Here is a 23,664-nt window from a genome sequence, read left to right as displayed (position 1 = left end):
GCGTGGCCTCGCAGATGGAGCGGTTGGCAAATCTCGGCGGCAGCCTGACACCCTGCAACGGGGGCCGTCCCGGCGAGCGCCGGGAAAATTTCACGTCGTTGCACTGCGGTAACGCGTGGCACTTTGCGCGGCTGGCGTTCTGCCGTTTAATGCGGCGGCGACAAGCCTGTTCGCGCTAGGTGCTGCCCGATGTGGAACCGTCCGAGATTCGATCTCAAGGTCCGTCTGACGTTGCGCGTGGCCGCCATAACGGCCGCCTGCTTCGCCGCAATCTCCGCCTATTTCCTGATCGCGGCCGATCGCGCGGTGCACGCGCGCATCGACGGCATCGCCGCGATCGTGGCGAAGTCGCTGGAGCTGCAACAGGGCAAGATCCAGTGGGTGGCCGGCCCGCGCGACTTTCCCAACCTTGATCCCGTCGCGGCCTATGTGATGACGCCCGGCCTGTGTCTTGCTTTCCGTGGCCCGAGCGGCGAGATGCTGCAGCGATTCTGCAGCGGTGCGCCTGCCCCGGCGAGCCCGTCGCCGCAGGTCTTCGCGGCCTTCTATCGCAGCCTGTTCGACCCCGGCCGCGAAGCGGCACGGCCCGTGATCGTGCGCGGCGCCAAGCTCGGCGAGACGGTGGTCTCGGTCGATCCGGCCGTGCAGACGGCGGAGGCCTGGCACGAGGCCGGCCGCCTGATGATTGCGTTTGCGATCGCGCTGCCGCTGCTGTGCTTGCTGGTCTACGCCGCGCTGGCGCGCGCGCTGCGCCCGACCCGCCTGATCCGCACCGGCCTCGAGCGGATCGCCGCCAACGACCTCTCGGCGCGGCTGCCGCCGTTCGATCTGGCCGAACTCTCCGCGATCCGCGACGGCTTCAACCATCTCGCCGAAAGCCTCGACAATGCGCTCGCCGAGCGCAGCGAGCTGACGCGCAAGCTGATCGCGCTGCAGGACGACGAGCGCCGCCATCTGGCGCGCGAGCTGCATGACGAGTTCGGCCAGTCGCTGGCCGCGATCCGCGCCCTCGCCTCCTCCGCCCGCCAGACCGCCGCGCAGGACTGCCCCGCTTTGCTCGGCGAATGCGATGGCATCGCGCGGACCGCGACCAGCATGATGGAGACGCTGCGCGGCGCGCTGTTCCGGCTGCGCCCGCCCGACGTCGAGGAGCTCGGGCTGGTTGCAAGCCTGGAAGGCCTCGTCGCGGGCTGGAACGGACGCAGCCGCGGCGAGACGCGCTTTTCGATCCATTTCGACGGCGCGGTCGAGACTCTGCCCGCCGCGATCAGCGCCAACCTCTACCGCATCGTGCAGGAGGCGCTCACCAACGCCGCCAAGCACGCCGGCGCCACCCAGGTGGAACTGCATTTGACGATGGCGGCAGACGAGATCGCGCTTGCCATCGACGACGATGGTCGGCCGAGCGATGCGTCGGTCAAATCCGGCATGGGCCTGCTCGGCATGCGCGAGCGCGTTGCGGCCTTGCGCGGCCGGATGAGCTTCGAAGTCGGTGCCAACGGCGGCTCGGCGCTGCGCGTCGTCATTCCGCTCACCGCCGCCGATCGGCAGGTGCTGGAGCATGCGGCATGAGCGCGGCCGATGCTTCGATCCTGCTGGTCGACGACCATTCCGTGGTCCGCGAGGGCTATCGCTCCGTGCTCCAGAAGCAGCCGGGCCTGCGCGTCATCGCCGAGGCCGCCGACGGCGCGGAGGCCTATCGTCTTTACAAATCCGAGACACCCGACCTCGTCATCATGGATCTGAGCATGCCCGGCATCGGCGGCATCGAGGCGGTCAGGCGGATCAGGCAATGGGACAAGGGCGCAAGGATCCTCATCTTCACCATGCATCAGAATGCGGGCTTCGCCGTGCAGGCGATCCGCGCCGGCGCCAGAGGTTATGTCACCAAGACCAGCCCGCCGGAAACGCTGGTGCGGGCCGTGATGGACGTGCTCGCCGGCAAGATCGCCATCAGCCCCGACATCGACCACGAGTTGGCGCTGAGCCGGCTCGGCGGCGAAAGCTCGGCCGCCGACGTCCTCACCGCCCGCGAGTTCGAGGTGATGCGGCTGCTGCTCGCCGAGCGGACGACGGAGGAGATCGCCGAAACGCTGCATGTCAGCCCGAAGACGGTGGCGAACCTGCATTCCCTGATCAAGGACAAGCTCGGCGTCGGCTCCGACATCGAGCTGGTCCGCCTCGCGCTGCGCCAGGGACTGTTGACCGAGCCCGATCTCGGCGAAGCCTGAGCGTTCAGGCTACGCCGCGCGGCCACGGATCATTCGCGCGCGACCACGTGGTCCAGCCACGCGCAGTTAAGCGGCGGCACGCGGGGATCGGCGACGCGCACGCCGCGCGCCGCCGCATCGAGCCGCATGTCGCGCAGGCGCTTGCGCTGTTCTTCCGGCATATGGAGGCGCTCGTGGCCCCACAGCGACGGGCCGTCGAACGTCTCATGCGGCTGCCAGGTCTCGGGATCGATGACGCGCGCGCCCCAGCCATATTCGATGAAGAAGCCGGAAGGGGTGTTCACGTAGAACGAGGTCATGTGGTCGTTGGTGTGCCGGCCCAGCGTGTAGGCAACGCGGCCTTCGTCGAGCTGCGCGAGATCGTAGCCTTGTCCGACATCGTCGAGGCTGCCGAGCTCGACCATGAAATGATGCATCGCCTTGCGCCCCGAGCCGACCATCGCGAAGCTGTGGTGGCGACCGTTGACGTGGAAGAAGTACAGCCCGTACGGCTTCAGTCCGAAATCCGAGACGTGGAAGCCGAGCACGTCGCGGTAGAACGGCAGCAGGGGCTCGACATCCTCCACATTGAGCACGACGTGCCCCATGCCGAGCGCGCCGGTACGGAAGCCCGAAATCGGCCGGCCTGGCCTGAAGGGCTCGGACGCAAGCTCCGGCTTGCAAAAAGCTTCCAGCCGGTTGCCGGCGGGATCGGCGAACGAAATCAGCTCGGCGACATGCCGCTCGTCAGCGAGCGCGCGCGAGCCGCGCGTCACCTTGACGCCGTGGCTTTCGAGCCGTCCCGCCAATTGATCCAGCTCTGCCGTGGACGGAACTTCCCATCCCATCACCGCAAGGCCGGCATCGCTGCTGCCGTCCACGATCAGCCGCTGCTTGCGGTCGTCCATGCGGAAGGCGCACATCTTGCCGCCGCGATCGACCCGCTGCATGCCGAGCAGACCTGTCGCCATCCGGCCCCACTGGTCGAGCTGCGAGGAATTGATTGCGATATAGCCGAGCGCGGTGATTTCCATCGAATTCCTCCCGAAGGCATCGCGTGTGCCGCAATGCGGCGAACTTGATACCGGCCGCGCACGATCTTAACGTGGCGTTCCGCAATCGCTTCGCGTTCGCAACGATAATCGCGAGACCGCGCGCCACAAGGGAGGAAATGCGAAGTGTCCAAGGAGCGGACGGGGACGGCAGCCCCCCGGCAGTCGGAAGGCGTCCGCGCCTTCAAGCGCGGGCTCGACGTGCTGCGAGAGGTCAATCGCTCAGGCGGCATCCGTGCCGGCGACGTGGCCCGCGCGCTCGACCTGCCCCGCCCCACCGTCTATCGCCTGCTCGAGACTCTGGAGGAACTCGGCTATATCGCCCGCAGTGCCAGCGACGACCGTTTTCGCGTCACCCGCCGCGCGCTGAGCCTCGGCGACGGCTATGATCCCGGCGTGGTGATCTGCCAGGCGGCGGCGCCCTATCTCGCCGAGCTCAGCAAGGATCTGGTCTGGCCGGTCGATCTCTCCACTTACGAGAACGCGGCGATGGTGGTGCAGGAGACCACCCATTCCCGCAGCCCGCTCTCGATCGACCGCGGCATGATCGGCAAGCGCCTGCCGATGCTGCGGACGTCCGCGGGCCGCGCCTATCTCGCCGCCTGCCCGGCCCGCGAGCGCGACCTCATCGTCAGTCATCTGCGCCGCATCGACGAGGCCGACGACCGCCCCTTTCTCGACGAAGCCCGCCTCGATCGCATGATTGCCGAGACGTCCGCGCGGGGTTACGCGATTCGTAGCGAGGGCGAGTATAATCCCAAGACGGCTTCGATCGCCGTTCCCATCGTGCGGGGCGGCGTCGTGTTCGGCTGTATCTCCATCATCTGGATTCGCTCGGCGCTGGGGATCGACGAGGCGATTGCGCAGTTTGCAGCGCGGCTTCAGGAGACGGCCGCGGCCATCCCGGTTGAGGACTAGGCGGATCCGTCCGCTGGGCGGACACTTGGCGCGGCGGCGTTGAATGGGCGGCATGGCTTGGGGAAGAGATAGCCCCATGCAAAATAAATCCGTCCCCGAAGAGTTCGATGTCGTGATCGTCGGCCGTGGTCCGGTCGGCGCCACGCTCGCCAATTTGCTCGGCCTGTGCGGCGTTCGCACGCTGGTGCTGGAGCGCGAGGCGCGGACCTATCATTTGCCGCGCGCCGTGCATTTCGACGACGAATGCATGCGCGTGTTCCAGACCATCGGTTTAGCCGACGCGATCCTGCCGCAGACAATCCTCAGCCCCGGCATGCTGTTTCTGGACGCCAACGGCAAGATGCTGCTGGACTGGTCGCGCCCGCAGACATTGACCCCGATGGGGTGGCATCTCAGCTATCGCTTCCACCAGCCCGATCTGGAGGACGTGCTGATCGGCGGTCTTGCCCGCTTTCCCAACGTCACCTTGCGCAACCGCTGCGATGTGTTCGCGCTCGATCAGGACGAGCATGGCGTGCGCGTCCGCTACGAAGACCTCTCGAACGGAACACTTACCGAAGTCCGCGCAGGCTATGTGATCGGCTGCGACGGCGCCCGCTCGCTGGTCCGCCGCTTCATCGGCTCCGGCATGGACGATCTCGGCTTCCACGAGCGCTGGCTGGTGATCGACCTGCTGCTCAAGCGCGCGCGCGACGATCTCGGCGATTACAGCCTCCAGCATTGCGATCCCAGGCGTCCCGCGACCTATGTGCGCGGCACCGGCACGCGGCGGCGCTGGGAGATCACGGTTCTCCTGGACGAGGATTCCAAGGAGATCGCGCAACCGGCAAAGACCTGGGAGCTGCTGTCGCGCTGGATCACGCCTGATGATGCCGAACTCGAACGCGCCGCGGTCTACACGTTCCATTCGGTCATCGCACAACAATGGCGCAGCGGCCGATTGCTGCTCGCGGGCGATTCCGCACACCAGACCCCGCCCTTCCTCGGCCAAGGCATGTGCGCCGGAATCCGCGATGCCGCAAACCTCGCCTGGAAGCTCGCCGCAATCATCCAGGGCGCCGCCGCACCCGATCTGCTCGACACCTATCAGAGCGAACGCCAGCCGCATGTGCGCGAATTCATCGAGCTCGCCATCCGTCTCGGCGGCGTGATCAACACCAAGGCGATCGAAGCGGGCCTTGCCGCCGGCCAAGCCCGAGAGAATGCGCCGGTGAAGCTCGAGGTGAAAAAGCCCCTGCTCGGCCCCGGGCTCGCGCTCGGCGAGCTGCCCTTGGCCGGACATCTCGCGCCGCAGTTCGAGCTACGGGACGGCCGCCGCGGCGACGACCGGATCGGTTACGGCCACGTGCTCCTCGTCGAGAGTGCGACCACGCACTCATCGCGTCTTTCGCAAGCCGGAATCCAAATCCTGACCAGCGACGATGCCGCGGGCATCGGACCTTGGCTTCGCCAGCACGGCATCATCGCCGCACTGGTCCGCCCGGACCGTTACGTGCGCGGCACCGCCCGTAACGAAACCGAACTCGACCGGGTCGTCGCCGCCCTCACGCCTCCAACCCATGTGCCGTCCGCGGCCTGACCCAACACGTTTCAAGGATATCTCATGAAGCTGCTTTCTTTCATCGCCGACGGCCGCGCCTCTTTCGGCGCCGTCAAGGACAACGGAATCGTCGATCTCGGCGCGCGTATGGCGCCCTGCACCACGCTGCGGCAGTTGCTCGAAGCGGATCGCCTCGCCGAGGCGGCAAAGCTGGTCGCGTCCACGGCGCCCGATCATCCGCTCGACAAGATCAGCTTCGCCGCCGTGATCCCCGATCCCGGCAAGATCATCTGCGTCGGCCTGAACTACCGCGATCACGTCGCCGAAACCGGTCGCACCGTCACCGAGAAGCCGGCGCTGTTCGTCCGCTTTCCCTGCAGCCAGGTCGGTCATCTCCAGCCGATCGTGAAGCCGAAAGTGAGTGACGATTTCGACTATGAAGGCGAGCTCGCGCTGGTCATCGGCAAGGAAGGCCGGCACATCCCGGCTGGCCGCGCGCTCGATCACATCGCCGGCTATTCCTGTTACAATGAAGGCAGCATCCGCGACTGGCAGCGCCACACCAGCCAGTTCCTCTCCGGCAAGACCTTTGCCGAGAGCGGCAGTTTCGGCCCGTGGCTGGTGACGGCGGACGAAATTCCGGATCCGTCGAAGCTCGCCTTGCAGACGCGCCTCAACGGCACCGTCGTGCAGGACACCACCACCGACCTCCTGATCACAGGCATCCCCGAGCTGATCGCCTACACATCCACCATCTGTCCGCTCGTCCCCGGCGACGTCATCGTCACGGGCACGCCGGGCGGGGTCGGCGCCAAGCGGACGCCGCCGCTGTGGATGCGCCCCGGCGACACCGTCGAGGTCGAGATCTCAGGCATCGGAACCTTGCGCAACACGGTCATCGCCGAACCGGCCTGACCACGTCTTCAAACAATCAAAAACGACAAAGTCAGGAAACGCCATGGCCAACCTCCGCACGACATCCGCCGCCATCCTGCTGGTCACGCTGGCGCTCGCGGGCCCGCCTGCGCGCGCCGAGATCAAGGGCGATGCGATCCGCATCGGCGTGCTTACCGACATGAACGGCGTATTCGCCACTGCAATGGGTCCCGGCTCGGTCGAGGCGGCGCGGATGGCCGCGGAGGAATTCGGCGGCAAGATCAACGGCAAGCCGATCGAGATCCTGCAGGCCGATCACCAGAACAAGCCGGATCTCGCGGCTTCGCTCGCCCGCAAATGGTTCAGCGACGGTGTCCAAGCGATCGCGGATGGTGGCAGCTCCGGCGCCGCGCTCGCGGTGCAGGAACTCGTGCGCGGCAACGGCAGGATCTTCCTCATCTCCGGCGCCGGCGCCAATCAATTGACCGACGAGGCGTGCGCGCCGACCAGCGTGCAATGGACCCAGGATGCCTATTCCACCGCGACCGCCGTGGTCTCCGGCATCATGCAGACCAGCAAGGAGCCATGGTTCTTCATCACCGGCGACTATGCGTTCGGCCATTCGATCGAAGCAACCGCACGCGCCCGCATCGGCGAGCTCGGCGGCAAGGTCGCCGGCGGCGTCAAGGCGCAGCTCGGCACGCCCGATTTCAGTTCGTTCCTGCTGCAGGCGCAGTCATCGGGCGCCAAGATCCTCGCCATCAACGTCGCCGGCGACAACGCCACCGCAATCAAGCAGGCCGAGGAATTCGGCCTCGCCGACCAGGGCATCAAGATCGTGCCGATGTCGTTCCAGAACGTCGATATCGCGGCTGTCGGGCTGAAGGCGACCCGTGGCGACCTCATCGTCACCTCGTTCTTCGAGGACGTCTCGCCCGCCGCCCGGAAATTCTCCGACGCCTTCTATGCGCGCCGCAAGGCCATGCCCTCGCAGATTCAGGCCGGCGTCTATTCCGCCGTGCGTCACTATCTGCAGGCGATCAAGGACACAGATACCGACGACAGCGCCGCCGTGATGGCGAAGATGAAGGCAACGCCGGTGTCGGATGCCTACACCCCCAACGGCCGCATCCGAGAAGACCAGCGCATGGTGCATGATCTTTATCTGGTGCAGGTCAAGACGCCCGAGGAATCCAAAGGACCCTGGGATTTCGTCAAGCTGGTCGCGACGATCCCGCCCGATCAGGCCTTCCGTCCGCTCGACCGCAGCAAGTGCAGCCTGGTCGGCAAGTAACCGCTCAGGCCAAATACCGCGCCAGATAGCCTTCCATCGCATAGAGCGCGCAGAGGGCAAGGCTCGACCACACCGCGGCGCTGAAATACAGGAACATCCAGGTCAGCTCGCCCTTCCAATGGGCGATGTCGTGGGTCACCACCCAGCGCGTCGAGACGTCATGCAGGCCTTCGAGGAAGCCCAGGAACCTGCCGCCCTCGGCGTGCCCGGCCCGCCAGCGGCTGAGATACATCGGCACGTCGACGGTGACGAGGAAGGCGAGGAAGCAGGCGATGCCGACGATGCCTGACATCAGCGCCCAGCGCACCGGACCCTGGAATTCCGGCATCAGGCGGCACAGCGCGATGCCGGCGAGGAAGAAGGTCACCGCCCACAGCGAGTTCTCGATCGCGTTGTAGAGGAAGTTGGTCGTCACCACCGCGTACCAGGAGAAACACTCCGCGATGATGATGATCGGCACGATCACGAGCGCGATGTTCACCGCGGTCTCGGCGCCCGTCATCTTTCCGAACTGATGCAGGATGATGGCCCATTGCGCGACGAAGCAGAGCTCGGCCACGGTCGCAACCGTGCGGCCGACGACGACGCTCGAGAGCCAGGTGTCGAACAGGCAGATGCGCTGCACGTCGGCGCGCGGCAGGAACGAGCGGAACGCGCAGCCGAACACATAGCCGGCGCACAGCAGCAGCATCAGCCCGATGTCCGAGCCGCCGCTGAGGCTGCCCGCAGGCGTCGGGTAGAATTCGCGGTACAGCATGAACCACACCAGGATATTGGCGCCGCTCACGAGCGTGAGGGATCCCCACCACCACGCGAGGGGATTTGACCGCGCCTGCCACTGCAACATGAACCGCTCCGCAAAATTATCGATCTGACATGTCGTCGTAATAATCCTGTCACAACACGACATGCAATCACGACAAAAATCTGTGTGTGCGGCGCGGTCCGGCGCGTCCTTCAACGAAAACCCCGACGCGATATCGGTGTCCACATATCGGACAATTTTGCCGTTTTTGCCGAATCTATTGGACAGAAGCAATTTCGCCGTCTGATATTCGGGGATGACCCCGAGAGATTCATCCAAACCGCGTCATCCGCTCTCCTCCGCCGCCGCAGTGCTGGCGGAGAGTGTCGACGACGCCGCCTTCGCCACGACGCTGGCAAAGGGACTAGTCGTGCTCGAGGCGTTCAAGGCCGGGAGCACGCTGCTGGGCAACATGGAGCTGTCGGCGCTGACCGGCATTCCGCGGCCGACGGTGGCGCGGCTGACGCACACGCTGGCCGAGCTTGGCTACCTCCGCTACGACGCCGAGCGGGCCAAGTACCGCGTCGCTGCGCGGGCACTGCGGATCGCGCATCCTCTGCTGGCCGGAATGCAATTCCGCCAGATGGCGCGGCCCATGATGCAGGAGCTGGCGCTCAGCGTCCGCGGCACGGTCTCGATCGGCCTGCTCGACGCGACGTCGATGATCTATGTCGAGACCGCGCGCTCCGGCGATGTCGGGCCGCACGCGCCCGACATCGGCATGCCGATTCCCGTGGTGATGACCGCCATGGGCCGCGCCGCGGCGGCGACCCTGCCACCAGCCGATGCAGACCGGCTCGAACGGAACATCGGTGCTGAAGACCCCGAGCTTTGGTCGGCCTTCCGCGACAGATACCGGGCCGGGATCGCGCAATGCAAAAGCCGCGGCTTCTGCACCTGCTGGGGCGAGTACATGGCCTCCATCCATGCCGTCGCCGCGCCGCTGTTTCACGCGAGCGAGTCGAGGCAGTCGTTCTCGATCAATTGCGGCATCCCCGCCTTCCGGCTCCAGCCGGGCCAGCTGGAAGGCGAGATCGGCCCGCGCATCGCGGCGCTCGCCGACAGCATCCGCGCCATCGTCGGACAGGCCGAGCTCGCGCCGCCGCGCAAGACCAAGAAAATCACAAGCGCCGGAAAATGACATGGCTGGACCGCTCGAGGGACTGAAGGTTCTCGACATCGCGACGATCATTGCAGCGCCCTTCGCCGCCACGCTGCTGGCCGACTACGGCGCCGAGGTCCTCAAGATCGAGATGCCCGGACACGGCGACGGCGTAAGGTCGTTTCCGCCGTTCAAGGACGGCAAGCCACTATGGTGGAAAGCCGCCAATCGCAACAAGAAGTTTGCCACGCTCGATCTGCGCACTGGGGAAGGACTTGCGCTGTTCAAGCAGCTGCTTCCGCGCTTCGACGTGCTGATCGAGAATTTCCGTCCGGGAACGCTCGATCGATGGGGCTTGCCTAAGGAGGTGCTGTGGTCGATCCAGCCGCGCCTCGTGATCCTGCGCGCCACCGCCTTCGGGCAGGATGGCCCTTATCGCGAGCGACCTGGCTTCGCCCGTATCTTCGAGGCCATGGGCGGGCTCACCTACATCACGGGCGAGAGCGATGGCGAGCCGACCCATCCGGGATACCCGATCGGGGATTCGATCGGCGGCCTGTTCGGCGCCGTCGGCGTGCTGGCGGCGCTGTGGAAACGGGCGCGCGATCCCGATGCGCCCGGCGAGGAGATCGATCTTTCGCTGACTGAGGCGACCTTCCGCCTGCTCGACGTCCTCGCCATCGAGCACGATCAGCTCGGCACCGTTCGCAGCCGGATCGGCAATTCCAACGGCTATTCGGCGCCGGCCGCCGTGTTTTGCACCAGCGACGATCATTGGGTGACGCTCGCAGGCTCGACCAACGCGCTGTTTGCGGCGAACTGCCGGGCGATCGAGCGGCCCGACCTGATCACCGATCCGCGCTTTGCCAGCAACGACCGGCGCGTCAGGCACGCCGCCGAGCTCAACGACATCTTCGCCGGCTGGTGTGCCACCCATCCCCTTAAGGAAGTCCTCGCGCGATTCAATGCCGCGCAAGGCACGCTCGCCCCGATCTATTCGATCGACCAGATCGCCGACGACCCGCAAGTGAAGGCGCGTGAGGTGATCACCCGTGTCGCCGACAAGGATTTCGGCACGGTCGCCATGACCAATGTCGTGCCGCGCTTCACCAATGACCCCGCGCGATTGCGTCACGCCGCCGGCGACGTCGGCGAGGACAATGACGAGGTGTTTCGCAATTGGCTCGGCCTTTCGGACCAGGAGATCGAAAGGCTCACCGCGCGAAAGGTGATCTGAAATTAACAAGAAGACCAACAACAAAAAGGGAGGAAGACAACAGTGACATCATTCACGGTCACACGCCGAACCCTGCTGGGCACGCTTGCAGGCGGGCTCGCCGCCGGCTCAGGCCTGACGGTACAGGCCGAGGATGGATGGCCCTCGCGCATGGTGCGGTTGATCTCGCCCTATGGGCCGGGCGGCTCCAACGACATCTCGTTGCGATTGCTCGCCGAAGAGTTCGGCCGCAGTCTCCGTCAGCAGTTCATCGTCGAGAACAAGCCCGGTGCCGGCACCCGCATCGCCAACGACATGGTCGCCCATGCCCCGGGCGACGGCTACACCCTTCTCTACGTCGCGGCCCCCTACGCGACCGCCGAGGCGCTGTTCGGCAAGCTGACCTATGACCGCAAGGACCTGCAGCCGGTCGCGATGGTCGTGGTCGCGCCGCTGTTTCTCATCATCAGCGCCGATGCGCCGTTCAAGACGCTCCCCGAGCTGATCGCCTACGGCAAATCGAAACCGGATGGGCTGACCTTCGCGTCTCCGGGCGCCGGCTCGCAGCCGCACCTCGCCGGAGAGCTGCTGTTTCGCGACGCCGGCGTCAAGGGCCTGAACATTCCGTTCCGGGGCGATGCCGCCTCCTACACCGAGCTGCTCGCCGGCCGCGTCGATGCCACACTGACGGCGCTGCCGACCGCCCTGCCCTACATCCAGAGCGGCAAGTTCACCGTGCTCGGCGTCGCGTCGGCCGAGCGCAGCGCGCTCTACCCGCAGGCGCCGACACTGCGCGAGCAGGGTTTTCCCAACGTGGCTGCCGCCGGCTGGTACGGCTTCATGGCGCCCGCCACGACGCCGCGCGCGATCGTCGACAAGTTCCAGGGCGAGGTCCTGCGCGCGCTCGCCGAGCCGGCGATCAAGGACAAGCTAACCGCCCAGGGCCTCGAAGTGCGCGCCGGCACTGCGGCCGAGTTCGGCCAGTTCATCGACGCCGAGACGCAGAAATGGACCAAGCTGATCCGCGACGCCGGTCTCAAGGGCGAATGACCATCGGGAAGGACCGGACATGACAAGCACTCTGCTCAAACACATCGCGGCGTCCGCACTGCTTCTCGCGCTGTCGAGCGCGGCGGCGCAGGCGCAGAAGAAATACGATTCGGGCGCGTCCGACACGGCGATCAAGGTCGGCCAGACCGTGCCGCTCAGCGGCCCGGCTTCGGCCTATGCCGTGATCGGCAAGACCCAGGCCGCCTATATGAAGATGATCAACGACCAGGGCGGCGTGAACGGCCGCAAGGTCGAGCTGATCCAGTATGACGATGCCTATTCGCCGCCGAAGACCGTGGAGCAGACCCGCAGGCTGGTCGAAAGCGACGAGGTGCTGCTGACGTTCCAGATCATCGGCACCGCGCCGAACGTCGCCGTGCAGAAATATCTCAACGCCAAGAAAATCCCTCAGCTGTTTGCCGCGACCGGCGCCGCGCGCTTCACCGATCCCAAGAACTTTCCCTGGACCATGGGATTCAATCCCTCCTACCTGGTTGAGGGCCGCATCTACGCGCAATATTTGCTGAAGAACCACCCGAACGCGAAGATCGGCGTGCTCTATCAGAACGACGACCTCGGCAAGGATTATCTCGCCGGCCTCAAGGCCGGTCTCGGCGACAAGGCGAAGATGATCGTGGCCGAGACGTCCTACGAGATCACCGAGCCGACGATCGACTCGCAGATCCTGCGGCTGAAGGATGCCGGCGCCGACGTGCTGTTCAGCGCCACCACGCCGAAACAGGCGGCACAGGCGATCAAGAAGGTCGCCGAGATCGGCTGGAAGCCGCTGCACATCATCGACATCAACGCCTCCTCGCTCAGCGCCGTGCTGAAGCCGGCGGGGCTGGACAATTCCAAGGGTGTCGTCAGCGTCGGTTACGTCAAGGATGCCGCCGATCCCGAATGGAAGGACGATCCCGGCATGAAGCGCTACCTCGCCTTCATGGCAAAATACTATCCCGACGGCGACAAGGATTCGAACCTGAACGTCTATGGGTACATCACCGCGCAGCTGCTGGTTCAGGTGCTGAAACAATGCGGCGACGACCTCACTCGCGACAACGTGATGCGGCAGGCCGCCAGCCTCAAGAACGTCGAGCTCGACCTGACGCTGCCGGGGATCTCGGTCACGACCACGCCGACCGACTATCGCGTCAACAAGCAGTTCCAGATGGTGCAGTTCGATGGCCAGCGCTGGCAGAAGCTCGGCGACATCGTGACGGACGAAGCGAAAGAGCGAGGTTGTGAGAGACGCGGTGGCGGCGCTCATTGTCCTCCCGCGAGCCGCCCGCCGCTGCGGATGACATCGTCGCGTTGATCGACATGGCGCTGATATTCGGAGATCGCGCGATTGGCCATCCGGATCCGGTTCGTGTGCCCCTCCTCGACCATCATGGTGATGCGCTGCGCCAGAAACACGCAGGCCGCGAACTCATCGCCGATGGCGCCCGTCCGCGTGAGAAAGTTCCAGGCGATCTCATAGGCCTGCTCGGCGGCGGGGTTGCGGTAGTCGCTGAAGATAATGTGCGTCATCACCGGCAAAGCCGCAGGGCAGCGATCGTTCCCGTGGTCCCTTCCGACGTCCCCCAATCATGGGCTGTATTGAGTCCCCGATGGTGTTCCGGTCCCCGGAACGAAATGCACTTCCGCTGGCAGACACGTTTCGACGCTGGGTCGCAGGCCTCCAGTTCGATGCACCCGCAACGCCTCGCGCAGGAACGGTTGGCCGCGCGCGTGATTGGTCCGGCATGAACCTCAGGGAGACACAACATGCGTAAGACAATGCTGACGATCTTCACAGCTGCAATGCTCGCCGGCGCTTCCGTCGGCGCAGCATTCGCTCAAGGTGCTGGTGGCGGCGCAGGCGGCGGAGCTGGTGCCGGTGCGGGAGCCGGTGGCGCGGGGGCCGGTGGTGCGGGCGCAGGTGCTGGTGCAGGCGGTAGCGGCGCTGCCGGAGGAAGCGGAAGCGCTGGAGACGGTTCCGGCGGCGGCAGTGGTGACACCACCCATACGCAACGCGGCGGACAGGGCGCGTCCAGCGCTCCAGGCATGCGCAACGAGAACACCCCACCGACGAGCGGCACCGCACCGCGGCGCTAGCGCATGATCCGGAAAAGTGTGCGGCGGTTTTTCGAAGAGACCATGCTCAAACGATAAATAGAGCGCGATGGCGATTCATCCTGATCTCATCGCGCTTCAGTCGCCTCGTTGATCGCCCTCTTCGGAAACCGATCCTTCGAGATGCACGAAAGCGGTCCCCGCGAATCCTTCGCCGGGACCGCTTTGTCTTCACCGCTTCATGCCCGCCACATAGGCCGCGAGCTTGTCGAGAGTCTGGTAGCCGTATTCGACGGCGCCGAAGCCGATCATGCCATCGCGCTGCGCGCTGCTCGAGGCCAGCTGGCGCATCATCAGCACGGTCTTGCCATTGCTCTGCTCGGCAAAGGTGACGGTGAAGCGGAACATGCCGGGATCCTCGTCCTGGTCGACGCCGTGGTCCATCTCCATCAGCTGCGGCCGCTCGATGCGGCGGAAGCGCATGCGGTTCGGATAGACCGTGCCGTCGGGGCCGATCATGTTGAAGCGCCAGACGCCGCCGACGCGTACGTCGATCTCGAAGGTCTCGACCTTGAATCCCTTCGGCCCGAACCATTGCGGCAGATGCTTCGGGTCGGACCACGCCTCGAACACCAGATCGCGCGGCGCGTCGATCACGCGCGACATCACGATCTCACGGTCGAGCGACCATTGCGACAGAGCGGGATTGGCAGAATTCGTCATCACTCAGAACCTTTCCGTTTGGTTGTTCGGGACGGCCGCTTGGCAGCCGCCCGCTCCTTCTCTTTCTTGAGCTTCATCACGTAGGCTTCGAACCGGTCGAGCCGAGCCTCCCAGATTGCGCGCTGCTGCTGGAACCAGTCCTCCGCACCGAGCAGCGCATCCGGGCTGAGACGGCAAGTGCGCACGCGGCCGGATTTCTCCGACAGCACGAGCCCGCTCGTCTCCAGCACATGGATGTGTTTCATGAAGCTCGGCAGCGCCATGGCGAAAGGATCGGCGAGCTCCCCGACGGAGGCCTCGCCGGCGCACAGCCGCATCACGATCGCCCGTCTGGTGGGATCGGCGAGCGCTGCGAAAACCTGATCGAGGTGGGGCAATTGGTTAGCCATGAAGCTAACTATAGGCGACCCGTGCATCGGCGTCAACAATTGTTAGCCCACAAGCTAAGTAATTTGATCGCAGGCCGCGCAACGGAACCTGAAACGCGCAATTGTGAATTGGGCCGCCGGGCGCTTCCCGCTAAATGAGACCGGGGGCACCATTGCATCGTTCGTCAGGGCACGTGCCGCCTTTTGTCACATCATCATCGTTCACCAGGCGGGCGCTCGCCCGGGCCGCGCTTGTTCCCCTCGCGATCGCGCTTTCCCCGCGCCGCGCCTCCGCGGATTCCGACATGATCGCGCAGATGCGCGACATCGTCGCAAACGAGCTGGCGCCGACCGTAGCGCCGGGCCATGCGGGCGGCCTCGCCGCCGCCCTCTATGCCGGACGGCATGTCGAATTCTTCGACTACGGTCTTGCCGATGACGCCACCAAGCGGAAGGTGACGCCGGACACGCTGTTCAACCTCGCGTCTTTAAGAAAGCCGTTCGAGGCGACGCTGGTCGCACTCGGCACGCTCCGCGGCGAGCTGCGGCTCGATGACCGCGTCCCTAAATATCTTCCCGAGCTCGACGGCGATTATATCCGCCGCGTCAGCGTCGGCGATCTCGTCACGCACACCTCGGGGCTGTTGCTGCCGACCGACCATCCGCCCTGGCCGAACGATCAGTTCACGCGCGAGCAGTTCATCGCCATGCTGAACGCCTTCGCGCCGGCGCCCGGCGTCGCACCCGGCCGACAGCGCATCTACACCCATGCCGGCTACGTGCTGCTTCAGCTCGTGCTCGAGCGCTGCTACGGCACGCCGATCGGCGCGTTGATCCAGCACCGCATTCTCCGCCCCCTCGCCATGGACGCCAGCTTCATCCCCGAGCGCGGCGCGGACAGTCGCGCCGTCATGGACGGGGCCTGGATGCGGCGCGTGGTCCAGGGCTATTCCGACCAGGGCACGGCGATCGGCCCAATCGGCGACCAGCAGAGCTATTTTGATTTTCCCGGCACCGGCCAGATGTTCTCTTCCGCCCGGGATCTTGCCACCTTCGCGGCAGCCTGCGTCGACGGCCGGTCGATCGATCCACAATTGCGCGAGGCGCTGCGGATGACGCAGCGTGAAGTCTTCCGCATCGACGACAAGTTCGGACAGGGCATGGCCTGGGAGACCGTGCGTCTGCCGGGCGTCACCGTCATCGACAAGCCCGGCGGCCTCAACAATGCGTCCGGCTATATCGGGCTCGTGCCGGCGCGGCGGATCGCCATCGTCCTGCTCGCCAACCGCGGCGAATATCCGCACGAGATCGCGCGCTACAAGATCCTGCCCGCGCTGGCGCATCTGCTGCCATCGCACGCAGGCTGAGCTTTAAAACAGAAAGCCCCGGCCAGGCCGGGGCTTTCCACGCCAGGATCGGAACGGGATGCTCAGTATCTGGCGACGACCGGTCCGCCGAACTTGTAGTTCACGCCGACGCGCACGATGTTCGACTTGAGATCCACCGAATGGGTGAAGGTCTGGGCCGGCAACGCCACACCGACGTTGAAATTGTTGCTGGTCATGCTGCTGCGGCCGAGATCGACGTGAAGATATTCGGCCTTCAGCGACCAGCCGTTGCCCACGGCGTATTCGCCGCCGACGCCTGCTGTCCAGCCGACGCGGGTGTCGCGGATCGCTCCGGACTCGGTCGCGCCAGCAAAGGTGTCGGTGAAGCTGAAATTGCCCCTCACCTCGGCGATGGCGGCGCCGCCGGTGGCGTAAATCAGCCAGCTCGGCGTCGCGAGGAAGCCGATGCGGCCGCGAATGGTGGCGAGCCAATCGGCCGAGACCGACGAATTGACAGTGAAGGTGGTCGGCGCGCAGCAGGGATACACGGCCGTGCTGCTCGCGCTGCCCTTGAACCCGAAATAGTTGATGTCACCCTCGAGGCCGAGCACGGCGTTGTTGACCTGCCAGTTATAGCCGGCGGTGAAGCCGCCGGTCACACCGGAGCTGTTGATGTGTTGGGCGCCGACCGTCCCGATGGCGGTCACGCTCGAATCCGCGAAATAGGCCGCCACCGGAAACAGCGTGGTGGTGGCGGGGTTCGCGCTGCCCCACTGCCCGCCGACATTGCCGCCGACGTAGAAGCCGGTCCAGTTATAGACTGGCGCCATCACCGGCGCCTTGGTGTAATGCGCCGCGAGATCGGCCGCCTGAACGGATGCGGTGCCCAGGATGACCGAGACAACCGAGGCAGCCGCCAGCAAAAACTTGTTCATTCCAGTCTCCTTGCCCCACGCGATTGACCTCGCGTTTCGAATGCGCGCAGGTAAAAGCCAACCGGCGCAGTTAGGGCATAGGGCGGGCGCCGCTGCTCGTCTTGGGCTGCGGCGCAGTTCGCAAGGACTGTGACGTAGTGTGCGCCTCAGATCGTGCGAACAGATGACGAGTGTGACCGAGGAGCCACGCCTCATCCATCATCAGCGGCGCGCGACGCACCGCCCGTGTCGCGTCACGACAAGGCCGCCAAAGGCGCGATTCGAGACCGTGCGCTTCAGACCGAGCGCGTCAGCCCGCCATCGACGCGGATGTTCTGGCCGGTGATGTAGGCCGCGCCGTCCGAGGCCAGGAACGAGACCGTCGCGGCGATCTCCTCGACCTTGCCGTAGCGCTTCATCGGCACACTGTCGCGGCGCGCATCCAGCTGCGGCAGGCTGTCGATCCAGCCCGGCAGGACGTTGTTCATGCGGATGTTGTCGGCCGCATGGGTATCGGTGAAGATCTTGGTGAAGGCGGCAAGGCCCGCGCGGAACACCGCCGAGGTCGGGAACATGGCGCTGGGCTCGAAGGCCCAGGCGGTCGAGATGTTGATGATGGCGCCACCCTTCTGCGCCTGCATGATCGGCGTCACCAGCCGCGTCGGGCGGATCACGTTCAAGAGATACGTGTCGAGGCCGGTGTGCCACTGATCGTCGGTAATCTCCGTGATCGGCGCCCGCGGCCCGTGCCCGGCGCTGTTGACGAGCACGTCGATGCGTCCCCACTTCGTCATGGCGCCGTCAACGAGGCGCTTCAGATCGTCATTCTCCTTGTTGGAGCCGGTGACGCCGAGCCCGCCGAGCTCGGCCGCTAGCGCCTCGCCCTTGCCGGAGGACGATAGGATCGCGACGCGAAACCCGTCCGCCGCCAGCCGCCGCGCAGCCCCTGCCCCCATCGGCGGTAACGAGCGCAACCTTCTCTGCTGCCATGACCGATCATCCCTTCAGTTGAGGCGAGCCGCAGGCTCGGCCTATCATGAGGCCTTCTACAGCCAGACCTGTCGGCAGGTCCATGGTCGAAGGCATCCGTCATGAGCAACCCGAGAAGTGATTTGCTGATCCGCAATCTGCGCCCCGAGGAGATCTCCCTTGCCATCGACTGGGCCGCGGCCGAGGGCTGGAATCCGGGCCATCGGGATGCCGCCTGCTTTGCGGTTCCCGACGCGCAAGGCTTCTTCGTCGGCGAGATCGATGGCGAGCCGGTGGCGACCGTCTCCTGCGTCAATTACGATGATCGCTTCGCCTTCCTCGGCTTCTACATCGTGCGCGATAGCTTTCGCGGCGCGGGCCATGGCCTGCGCATCTGGAATGCGGCGATCGCGCATGCGGGCGCGCGCGTGATCGGGCTCGACGGCGTCGTGGCGCAGCAGGACAATTACAGGAAGTCCGGCTTCCAGCTGGCCTACGCCAACATCCGCTATGGCGGCATCGTCGCCGCGCGCTCGAGGCCGCCCACTGAGGTCGTTGCGCTCGACACGATTCCGTTTGCGCTCGTGGAAGCGGACGATGCCACCGTCTTCCCGGCCCGGCGCAGCGCATTCCTTCGCGCCTGGATCGATACATCAGGCCATGTCGGCCGCGCCCTCGTGCGCGACGGCAAGCTCGCCGCATGGGGCGTGATCCGGCCCTGCCGGACCGGCTGCAAGATCGGCCCGCTCGTCGCCGACGACCGCGCGGCGGCGGAGGCGATCGTGCAGGCTTTGCTTGCGAGCGCCGATGTCGGCGAAATCTTCCTCGACGTCCCCGCCGTCAATCGCGAGGCGATCGCGCTCGCGGAAGCACTCGGGCTCAAGCCGGTGTTCGAGACGGCGCGGATGTACACGGGAGCGATCCCGCCGCTGCGCATCGACCGCGTCTTCGGCGTGACCAGCTTCGAGCTGGGCTAGCGCATGTACTCATAGAGGCAACGTCGGCTGCTGACGGCCAAGCGGAAAGCATCTGCTCGGCTTGAGCTTTACTGGTTTTGACCCATTTGAGACATCAAGCCGGCTTGCTTTCCTCTGAAGTTTCGTCAATATCGGCCGCATGACTGTCGTCGTGATCGCGCTCGCGAACTTGTGGTGGCGCTCCACTTAGGAGCGGCACGGCTTTGTCATTCACTCAACCGTCGCCGCCGTTCATCGGCTTGCGAGGTTGCTTCATCAAAAGTCCGATTGAATGGCGGCTCCTAATTTGGAGAACCGCGATGCAAGATTCGTCAGCCACCCTCCCTGTTATCCTGACCGGCGACAGAACAACCGGACCGTTGCACCTAGGGCACTACGTCGGTTCGTTGAAGAACCGCGTCGCCCTGCAGACAACGCACCGGCAGTACCTGCTGCTGGCCGACACCCAGGCACTCACCGACAACGCGCACAATCCCGGTCGGGTGCGTGACAATGTCATTGAGATTGCGACAGACTACCTCGCCGTTGGCATCGACCCGAACCAGAGCACGATCTGCCTTCAATCGCATCTTCCGGCATTGGCCGATTTGACCCTGCTGTACATGAACTATGTCACGGTGGCGCGGCTTGAGCGCAACCCAACCATCAAGGACGAAATTCAGGCGCGAGGTTTCGGCAGGGATATTCCTGCAGGCTTTCTCTGCTATCCCGTCGCCCAAGCCGCAGACATTACCGGCTTCAAAGCGACGATTGTCCCGGTTGGAGAAGATCAAGCTCCATTGGTCGAGCAAACCAATGAAGTTATTCGTCGCATCAATCGTCAAGCTAGAGTTGACGTGTTGCCAGAAGCCCATGCGCTTATTCCTTACGTCGGGCGTCTTCCCGGTATCGACGGCAAAGCCAAAATGAGCAAGTCGCAGGGCAATACCATTCGGCTATCAGCGACGGCCGAGGAAATACGGGAGGCTGTCAGGCGTATGTTCACTGATCCAAACCATCTTAAGGCGTCCGATCCGGGTTGCGTCGAAGGCAACGTCGTCTTTACGTATCTGGATGCGTTCGACGAAGATCACATGACGGTTGAGGATTTGAAGGCACGCTATATCCGCGGCGGCTTGGGGGACAGCATTGTCAAGAAACGACTGGATGACGTTCTGCAGGCGCTTATCGCGCCAATCCGAGACCGTCGCCGCGCACTCGCTCGCGATCCCTGCTATGTGCTGCAAGTAGTTAAGCAGGGCACTGCGCGGGCGAGGGAGATAACTGATGCTACTTTGCGCGATGTTCGCGCGGCGCTTGGTCTATTCACACTGAATTAGTGGGAGGGGGGCCAAGCGGAGCTTGTATCTGGATTTGGCCCCTAGCTGCACTTGATGGATGTCCGCCACTCCGCCGCTGTCGAGGCTCGAGCAGACATCGATGCGCTGGTCCTCGCCAAGCATGAGTACACGCCCTGGCTGGACGGACTACGACGTTCAGTAGCAGCGCGTGATGTTGACGGTGTGCTCGCTGCCGCCGCGGCCGGGCACCGTCACCTGCTCGGTCGGGCAGCTCGGCACATAGGGCCGGTCGGACGGCACGACGTTCGGCGGGAAGCGATGCGACCAGTCCCAGGGGACATCATAGGTGTAGGTGTAGCGCACGTCGGTGGAGACCGGCTGCCCGGCATCGCCGAAGGGCTGGCTGTAGCCGGCGCCGTCGTAGAAGAACCCGCCGCCGCCCGGCCAGTAGACGAACGGGTTATTGCGCCGGTGGAACCGGGCTCCCGGCCCCATCGGCGCACGCGCCATCGCGCCGGAAGGCGCAGCGGTCACCCCATGCGGCGCGGCGCCGCCGGGTCTGGCAAAACTGTCGCTGGGGCTAAGGAGCAGCGCGGCTGCGCTGAGCGAGGCGAATAGCGCCCCAAGTGATCTGCCATGGGATCTGGACATCATGATACGCACCAACTCGTTTGGCTCAAGCGATAGCTCCCCGTAGCTACGCTAGGCCCGCCCGTCGCCCGCCCGCAAACGTATAATTAATTATTGGTTAAGACACGGGATTAACCGGGGAACAGGTGCGGCAAGACGCCCGGGATTCCCGGTTCATTTCAGGCACTTCGTTCCGCGGCCCGCGCTTCATAACCAGTTGATCGGAGTTGATCGCTCCCGCCGAACGCATCCCGGAACGCTCCCGCAGTGCAACCGTTGGCCCCCGACACAAGCAAGGAGCATCTCCAATGCAGAACAAGTCAAAACTCCTCTGCCTGATCACGGCATCACTCGTCGCCGGCACTGCGGCTGCCTCGGCGCAGGGCTACGATTGGAACGGATCGCGCATGGGCTGGGACCGCACGGCCCCCGCCTACGAACCGGTCCAGCCGCGCGCGTATTATCCTGATGTCGGGGGGCCCTATGGTGCGCTCAACGGCACCAACCATCCGACCCCGAGCTCGACACAGGGCGACGTCGGCCCTGACGGCAACAACAACGGCACGTTGACCGGCGGCTATCGCTGGTAAGGTCCACACTCACGGCGAGGCCCGCCGTTCTTTCGCGGACGGTGGGCCTTCGTGCGTCAGCGGCCCTGCTGCTTGCGCAGCCAATCGAGCATGTCCTGTATGTTTTCCTGCGCGTTGCCGGTGCCCTGTGTCACGATCGCGGTGTTACCGCCGCTGCGCCGGTACACCGTCGTGCGCCCCGGCTCCTTCTCGATCTTGACGTCGGCCTGAGCGGGATCGCCGCTCTGCGTGATCACCGAGGTGCCGTTCTCGTCCTGGACCACTGTGGTGTGACCGTCGGCAGCGCCGGCCGGCGCCATCGCGATCACGCTCATGAGTCCTATTCCGGATGCGAGCAGGAGCAATCTCATGTCACACCTCCATCATCGGCTGAACTGAAAGATCGCCAGCCAGTTGAAACGCCCGAACTGCCTTACCGCTCCCGTATTCATGTCTCCGATCTGGAGCAGGAGCGCGTTGGTGGAATTGCCGATCTGGGTGATCTCGGCGGTGTTGCTCGCACCGGATTGACCGATGATCGCATTGGTGGTGCCGCCCACCTGGATCACATTGGCATAGTTGCGCGTGCCGTTCTGGATGATGGTCGCATCCACCGTCCCGGTGCCGCCGATCTGGATCACCCGCGCGATATTGATGCGGCTGTTCTCTTCGATCGTCACGGGCTGAACATCGTTGCCGAACTGCACGACCGTTTCGATGCTCACGTTCCGGTTGGTCACGCTGCGCTGGACCGACCCGGCGCTCGCCTGCGTCGCCGTGCCGATGGCGGCGAGCATCGCCGCCAGCGCCAACACGTGCCTCAAGATCTGTCCGCATCGCATCGCGCTTCCCCGTTCGTTCCTGGCACCGGCGCGTTCGCTCGCGCCTTACGGGCCGGTCTGGACGATCGTCGAGGCGTTGATCGTGCCGAATTGCGCCACCGTGCCCGCATTCATCGTGCCGAGCTGCGATATCAGGCTCGTCGCCGACTGGCCGGTCTGACCGACGAAGGCAAGATTGTTCGTTCCGGCCTGCCCGATCGATGCGGAATTCGTTCCGCCGAATTGCAGGACGCCCGTGGCATTGTTGGTGCCGGTCTGCGTCACTGTCGCGCTGGTGCTGCCGCCGATCATGAACACGCCCGCCATGTTGAGCTGACTGTTCTGGTTCAGCACCACCGGCGGCCCGCCGACAGAGACGATGGTCTTGATGTCGGCGGTCTGGGCACCGGCTGATCCGGTGCCCGCCGAGCACAGGGCGAGCAAGACGGCGCCCGCGCGTCCCAAATGATGTTTCATGACATGCCTCGTCGCTTCGGGTCGGCTCACGGAGCCTGCTGGATGATCGTCGAGCCGTTCAGGATTCCGAGCTGACCAACTCCGGCCGTGTTGTTCGCACCGATCTGGCCGATCAGGCTCGAATTGGAGCCGCCGACCTGGCCGGCCAGCGCGGTGTTGGATGCCGTCGCGGTCGTGCCGCCCTGCCCGATCACCGAATTGTTGACGGTCAGGAGCGAGCCCGTCTGCAGGGTGGTCGCCGTATTGGTGGCGCCGAACTGCATCGTGGTCGCGTTGTTGTTGGTGCCGCCGCTCTGCGAAATGAACGAAGTGTTGGTCGTGCCGAACTGCAGCACGCTGGCGGTATTGCCGGCGTTTGCGTCGGCGGCCGTCAGCGCACCGAGCGCCACGAAAGTTGCAATGAAATAGGTGATCCGCATGTCATTTCCTCCGCGACAATGGGCGGGCCATCGCAATTGATCGGCCGGCCGGATTGCGGTGCATTCGA

Annotated in this window: 26 protein-coding genes and 1 pseudogene; 15 read left to right on the top strand and 12 right to left on the bottom strand. The window is 65.0% G+C overall.

Annotated features, from left to right (window positions below; genetic code table 11):
- The first annotated feature begins 189 nt into the window (after nucleotides 1-189).
- Complete coding sequence (locus GGD66_RS23115) at nucleotides 190-1,572, top strand: sensor histidine kinase (RefSeq protein ID WP_183259082.1); 1,383 nt, start codon at nucleotides 190-192, stop codon at nucleotides 1,570-1,572.
- Nucleotides 1,569-2,231, top strand: a complete 663-nt coding sequence (locus GGD66_RS23110; protein ID WP_018320653.1) for a response regulator transcription factor — start codon at nucleotides 1,569-1,571, stop codon at nucleotides 2,229-2,231. Before GGD66_RS23115 ends, GGD66_RS23110 begins: the two co-directional genes overlap by 4 nt.
- 29 nt (nucleotides 2,232-2,260) lie before the next feature.
- Here GGD66_RS23110 and GGD66_RS23105 read toward each other — a convergent pair whose 3' ends face one another.
- The gene (locus GGD66_RS23105) at nucleotides 2,261-3,244 is read right to left on the bottom strand and encodes a VOC family protein (RefSeq protein WP_177237278.1); all 984 of its coding nucleotides are present in this window, start codon (nucleotides 3,242-3,244) and stop codon (nucleotides 2,261-2,263) included.
- A 144-nt stretch (nucleotides 3,245-3,388) separates the two neighbouring features.
- On the opposite strand from GGD66_RS23105, the gene GGD66_RS23100 reads away from it, so the two are divergent.
- The 4 genes from GGD66_RS23100 (at nucleotide 3,389) to GGD66_RS23085 (ending at nucleotide 7,890) form a co-directional block, all read left to right on the top strand.
- A complete protein-coding gene (locus GGD66_RS23100; protein ID WP_092260082.1) occupies nucleotides 3,389-4,180 on the top strand; it encodes a DNA-binding transcriptional regulator in 792 nt (263 codons plus the stop codon).
- Nucleotides 4,181-4,256: 76 nt separating this feature from the next.
- A complete protein-coding gene (locus tag GGD66_RS23095; protein ID WP_092260084.1) occupies nucleotides 4,257-5,759 on the top strand; it encodes a bifunctional 3-(3-hydroxy-phenyl)propionate/3-hydroxycinnamic acid hydroxylase in 1,503 nt (500 codons plus the stop codon).
- 24 nt (nucleotides 5,760-5,783) lie between these two features.
- Nucleotides 5,784-6,635, top strand: coding sequence for a fumarylacetoacetate hydrolase family protein (locus tag GGD66_RS23090; RefSeq protein WP_092260087.1), 852 nt, complete (start codon nucleotides 5,784-5,786; stop codon nucleotides 6,633-6,635).
- Nucleotides 6,636-6,678: 43 nt separating this feature from the next.
- Nucleotides 6,679-7,890, top strand: a complete 1,212-nt coding sequence (locus GGD66_RS23085) for an ABC transporter substrate-binding protein (RefSeq protein ID WP_183259081.1) — start codon at nucleotides 6,679-6,681, stop codon at nucleotides 7,888-7,890.
- A gap of 4 nt (nucleotides 7,891-7,894) precedes the next feature.
- On the opposite strand, the gene GGD66_RS23080 is transcribed toward GGD66_RS23085, so the two are convergent.
- Nucleotides 7,895-8,737, bottom strand: coding sequence for a hypothetical protein (locus tag GGD66_RS23080; RefSeq protein ID WP_018320659.1), 843 nt, complete (start codon nucleotides 8,735-8,737; stop codon nucleotides 7,895-7,897).
- A gap of 214 nt (nucleotides 8,738-8,951) precedes the next feature.
- Here GGD66_RS23080 and GGD66_RS23075 point away from each other — a divergent pair, with 214 nt between their 5' ends.
- From GGD66_RS23075 to GGD66_RS23060, 4 genes are read left to right on the top strand one after another with little or no spacing between them, the layout of a single operon-like run.
- Complete coding sequence (locus GGD66_RS23075) at nucleotides 8,952-9,836, top strand: IclR family transcriptional regulator (protein WP_092260091.1); 885 nt, start codon at nucleotides 8,952-8,954, stop codon at nucleotides 9,834-9,836.
- A gap of 1 nt (nucleotide 9,837) precedes the next feature.
- Nucleotides 9,838-11,034, top strand: a complete 1,197-nt coding sequence (locus GGD66_RS23070; protein ID WP_183259080.1) for a CaiB/BaiF CoA-transferase family protein — start codon at nucleotides 9,838-9,840, stop codon at nucleotides 11,032-11,034.
- A 42-nt stretch (nucleotides 11,035-11,076) separates the two neighbouring features.
- Entirely contained in the window at nucleotides 11,077-12,063 is a 987-nt protein-coding gene (locus GGD66_RS23065; protein WP_183259079.1) for a tripartite tricarboxylate transporter substrate binding protein, read from the top strand.
- Nucleotides 12,064-12,082: 19 nt separating this feature from the next.
- The gene (locus tag GGD66_RS23060; protein WP_246788959.1) at nucleotides 12,083-13,381 is read left to right on the top strand and encodes an ABC transporter substrate-binding protein; all 1,299 of its coding nucleotides are present in this window, start codon (nucleotides 12,083-12,085) and stop codon (nucleotides 13,379-13,381) included.
- Here the strand turns inward: GGD66_RS23060 and GGD66_RS23055 are convergent.
- Nucleotides 13,330-13,596 (bottom strand): hypothetical protein, encoded by a 267-nt coding sequence (locus GGD66_RS23055; RefSeq protein ID WP_018320664.1) that lies wholly within the window; start codon nucleotides 13,594-13,596, stop codon nucleotides 13,330-13,332. The two genes, GGD66_RS23060 and GGD66_RS23055, sit on opposite strands and share 52 nt — an antisense overlap.
- Before the next feature lie 237 nt (nucleotides 13,597-13,833).
- Between GGD66_RS23055 and GGD66_RS23050 the strand changes: the two genes are divergently transcribed.
- Nucleotides 13,834-14,163, top strand: a complete 330-nt coding sequence (locus tag GGD66_RS23050; RefSeq protein WP_177237279.1) for a hypothetical protein — start codon at nucleotides 13,834-13,836, stop codon at nucleotides 14,161-14,163.
- A 189-nt stretch (nucleotides 14,164-14,352) separates the two neighbouring features.
- Here GGD66_RS23050 and GGD66_RS23045 read toward each other — a convergent pair whose 3' ends face one another.
- Both GGD66_RS23045 and GGD66_RS23040 read right to left on the bottom strand, forming a co-directional pair.
- Entirely contained in the window at nucleotides 14,353-14,844 is a 492-nt protein-coding gene (locus GGD66_RS23045; protein WP_177237297.1) for an SRPBCC family protein, read from the bottom strand.
- The gene (locus GGD66_RS23040) at nucleotides 14,844-15,233 is read right to left on the bottom strand and encodes a helix-turn-helix transcriptional regulator (protein WP_183259078.1); all 390 of its coding nucleotides are present in this window, start codon (nucleotides 15,231-15,233) and stop codon (nucleotides 14,844-14,846) included. The genes GGD66_RS23045 and GGD66_RS23040 overlap by 1 nt, the downstream gene beginning before the upstream one ends.
- A gap of 284 nt (nucleotides 15,234-15,517) precedes the next feature.
- Between GGD66_RS23040 and GGD66_RS23035 the strand changes: the two genes are divergently transcribed.
- The gene (locus GGD66_RS23035) at nucleotides 15,518-16,579 is read left to right on the top strand and encodes a serine hydrolase (RefSeq protein ID WP_177237280.1); all 1,062 of its coding nucleotides are present in this window, start codon (nucleotides 15,518-15,520) and stop codon (nucleotides 16,577-16,579) included.
- A 62-nt stretch (nucleotides 16,580-16,641) separates the two neighbouring features.
- Here GGD66_RS23035 and GGD66_RS23030 read toward each other — a convergent pair whose 3' ends face one another.
- Nucleotides 16,642-17,475, bottom strand: a complete 834-nt coding sequence (locus GGD66_RS23030; protein WP_183259077.1) for an outer membrane protein — start codon at nucleotides 17,473-17,475, stop codon at nucleotides 16,642-16,644.
- A 275-nt stretch (nucleotides 17,476-17,750) separates the two neighbouring features.
- Nucleotides 17,751-18,444, bottom strand: a pseudogene (locus GGD66_RS23025) (SDR family oxidoreductase).
- A 101-nt stretch (nucleotides 18,445-18,545) separates the two neighbouring features.
- On the opposite strand from GGD66_RS23025, the gene GGD66_RS23020 reads away from it, so the two are divergent.
- Nucleotides 18,546-19,400: a GNAT family N-acetyltransferase gene (locus GGD66_RS23020; protein WP_183259076.1), complete on the top strand. Its 855-nt coding sequence runs from the start codon at nucleotides 18,546-18,548 to the stop codon at nucleotides 19,398-19,400.
- A gap of 299 nt (nucleotides 19,401-19,699) precedes the next feature.
- Nucleotides 19,700-20,719 carry a tryptophan--tRNA ligase gene (gene trpS, locus GGD66_RS23015; protein WP_092260114.1) on the top strand — a complete coding sequence of 340 codons (1,020 nt, stop codon included), beginning with the start codon at nucleotides 19,700-19,702 and terminating at the stop codon, nucleotides 20,717-20,719.
- A gap of 156 nt (nucleotides 20,720-20,875) precedes the next feature.
- Here trpS and GGD66_RS23010 read toward each other — a convergent pair whose 3' ends face one another.
- The gene (locus GGD66_RS23010) at nucleotides 20,876-21,334 is read right to left on the bottom strand and encodes a hypothetical protein (protein WP_177237281.1); all 459 of its coding nucleotides are present in this window, start codon (nucleotides 21,332-21,334) and stop codon (nucleotides 20,876-20,878) included.
- Nucleotides 21,335-21,618: 284 nt separating this feature from the next.
- On the opposite strand from GGD66_RS23010, the gene GGD66_RS23005 reads away from it, so the two are divergent.
- Nucleotides 21,619-21,900, top strand: a complete 282-nt coding sequence (locus tag GGD66_RS23005) for a hypothetical protein (RefSeq protein ID WP_018320671.1) — start codon at nucleotides 21,619-21,621, stop codon at nucleotides 21,898-21,900.
- Between the two features lie 56 nt (nucleotides 21,901-21,956).
- On the opposite strand, the gene GGD66_RS23000 is transcribed toward GGD66_RS23005, so the two are convergent.
- The 4 genes from GGD66_RS23000 to GGD66_RS22985 all read right to left on the bottom strand — a co-directional run bounded on the left by GGD66_RS23000 (nucleotide 21,957) and on the right by GGD66_RS22985 (nucleotide 23,596).
- Nucleotides 21,957-22,250 (bottom strand): hypothetical protein, encoded by a 294-nt coding sequence (locus tag GGD66_RS23000; protein WP_092260116.1) that lies wholly within the window; start codon nucleotides 22,248-22,250, stop codon nucleotides 21,957-21,959.
- Nucleotides 22,251-22,262: 12 nt separating this feature from the next.
- Nucleotides 22,263-22,694, bottom strand: coding sequence for a curlin (locus GGD66_RS22995; RefSeq protein WP_244550738.1), 432 nt, complete (start codon nucleotides 22,692-22,694; stop codon nucleotides 22,263-22,265).
- Between the two features lie 72 nt (nucleotides 22,695-22,766).
- Entirely contained in the window at nucleotides 22,767-23,177 is a 411-nt protein-coding gene (locus GGD66_RS22990; RefSeq protein ID WP_183259075.1) for a curlin, read from the bottom strand.
- Between the two features lie 26 nt (nucleotides 23,178-23,203).
- Nucleotides 23,204-23,596: a curlin gene (locus GGD66_RS22985; RefSeq protein WP_092260120.1), complete on the bottom strand. Its 393-nt coding sequence runs from the start codon at nucleotides 23,594-23,596 to the stop codon at nucleotides 23,204-23,206.
- Nucleotides 23,597-23,664 lie beyond the last annotated feature (68 nt).

This window comes from Bradyrhizobium sp. CIR48, assembly GCF_014198315.1.
Classification (GTDB): domain Bacteria; phylum Pseudomonadota; class Alphaproteobacteria; order Rhizobiales; family Xanthobacteraceae; genus Bradyrhizobium.
The sequence above is the reverse complement of the archived record's forward strand: the minus strand, read 5'-3'. Positions and strand labels throughout refer to the sequence as shown.

What these genes read in the sequence shown, in the direction of transcription:
- GGD66_RS23020 (WP_183259076.1), top strand. Translation starts at nt 18,546, where the DNA reads ATGAGCAACCCGAGAAGTGATTTGCTGATCCGCAATCTGCGCCCCGAG.
- GGD66_RS23085 (WP_183259081.1), top strand. Translation starts at nt 6,679, where the DNA reads ATGGCCAACCTCCGCACGACATCCGCCGCCATCCTGCTGGTCACGCTG.
- GGD66_RS23070 (WP_183259080.1), top strand. Translation starts at nt 9,838, where the DNA reads ATGGCTGGACCGCTCGAGGGACTGAAGGTTCTCGACATCGCGACGATC.
- GGD66_RS23055 (WP_018320664.1), bottom strand. Translation starts at nt 13,596, where the DNA reads ATGACGCACATTATCTTCAGCGACTACCGCAACCCCGCCGCCGAGCAG.
- GGD66_RS23045 (WP_177237297.1), bottom strand. Translation starts at nt 14,844, where the DNA reads ATGACGAATTCTGCCAATCCCGCTCTGTCGCAATGGTCGCTCGACCGT.
- GGD66_RS22990 (WP_183259075.1), bottom strand. Translation starts at nt 23,177, where the DNA reads ATGAAACATCATTTGGGACGCGCGGGCGCCGTCTTGCTCGCCCTGTGC.
- trpS (WP_092260114.1), top strand. Translation starts at nt 19,700, where the DNA reads ATGCAAGATTCGTCAGCCACCCTCCCTGTTATCCTGACCGGCGACAGA.
- GGD66_RS23080 (WP_018320659.1), bottom strand. Translation starts at nt 8,737, where the DNA reads ATGTTGCAGTGGCAGGCGCGGTCAAATCCCCTCGCGTGGTGGTGGGGA.
- GGD66_RS23110 (WP_018320653.1), top strand. Translation starts at nt 1,569, where the DNA reads ATGAGCGCGGCCGATGCTTCGATCCTGCTGGTCGACGACCATTCCGTG.
- GGD66_RS23115 (WP_183259082.1), top strand. Translation starts at nt 190, where the DNA reads ATGTGGAACCGTCCGAGATTCGATCTCAAGGTCCGTCTGACGTTGCGC.
- GGD66_RS23095 (WP_092260084.1), top strand. Translation starts at nt 4,257, where the DNA reads ATGCAAAATAAATCCGTCCCCGAAGAGTTCGATGTCGTGATCGTCGGC.
- GGD66_RS23075 (WP_092260091.1), top strand. Translation starts at nt 8,952, where the DNA reads ATGACCCCGAGAGATTCATCCAAACCGCGTCATCCGCTCTCCTCCGCC.
- GGD66_RS23040 (WP_183259078.1), bottom strand. Translation starts at nt 15,233, where the DNA reads ATGGCTAACCAATTGCCCCACCTCGATCAGGTTTTCGCAGCGCTCGCC.
- GGD66_RS23010 (WP_177237281.1), bottom strand. Translation starts at nt 21,334, where the DNA reads ATGATGTCCAGATCCCATGGCAGATCACTTGGGGCGCTATTCGCCTCG.
- GGD66_RS23000 (WP_092260116.1), bottom strand. Translation starts at nt 22,250, where the DNA reads ATGAGATTGCTCCTGCTCGCATCCGGAATAGGACTCATGAGCGTGATC.
- GGD66_RS23035 (WP_177237280.1), top strand. Translation starts at nt 15,518, where the DNA reads ATGATCGCGCAGATGCGCGACATCGTCGCAAACGAGCTGGCGCCGACC.
- GGD66_RS22985 (WP_092260120.1), bottom strand. Translation starts at nt 23,596, where the DNA reads ATGCGGATCACCTATTTCATTGCAACTTTCGTGGCGCTCGGTGCGCTG.
- GGD66_RS23060 (WP_246788959.1), top strand. Translation starts at nt 12,083, where the DNA reads ATGACAAGCACTCTGCTCAAACACATCGCGGCGTCCGCACTGCTTCTC.
- GGD66_RS23090 (WP_092260087.1), top strand. Translation starts at nt 5,784, where the DNA reads ATGAAGCTGCTTTCTTTCATCGCCGACGGCCGCGCCTCTTTCGGCGCC.
- GGD66_RS23105 (WP_177237278.1), bottom strand. Translation starts at nt 3,244, where the DNA reads ATGGAAATCACCGCGCTCGGCTATATCGCAATCAATTCCTCGCAGCTC.
- GGD66_RS23050 (WP_177237279.1), top strand. Translation starts at nt 13,834, where the DNA reads ATGCGTAAGACAATGCTGACGATCTTCACAGCTGCAATGCTCGCCGGC.
- GGD66_RS23005 (WP_018320671.1), top strand. Translation starts at nt 21,619, where the DNA reads ATGCAGAACAAGTCAAAACTCCTCTGCCTGATCACGGCATCACTCGTC.
- GGD66_RS23030 (WP_183259077.1), bottom strand. Translation starts at nt 17,475, where the DNA reads ATGAACAAGTTTTTGCTGGCGGCTGCCTCGGTTGTCTCGGTCATCCTG.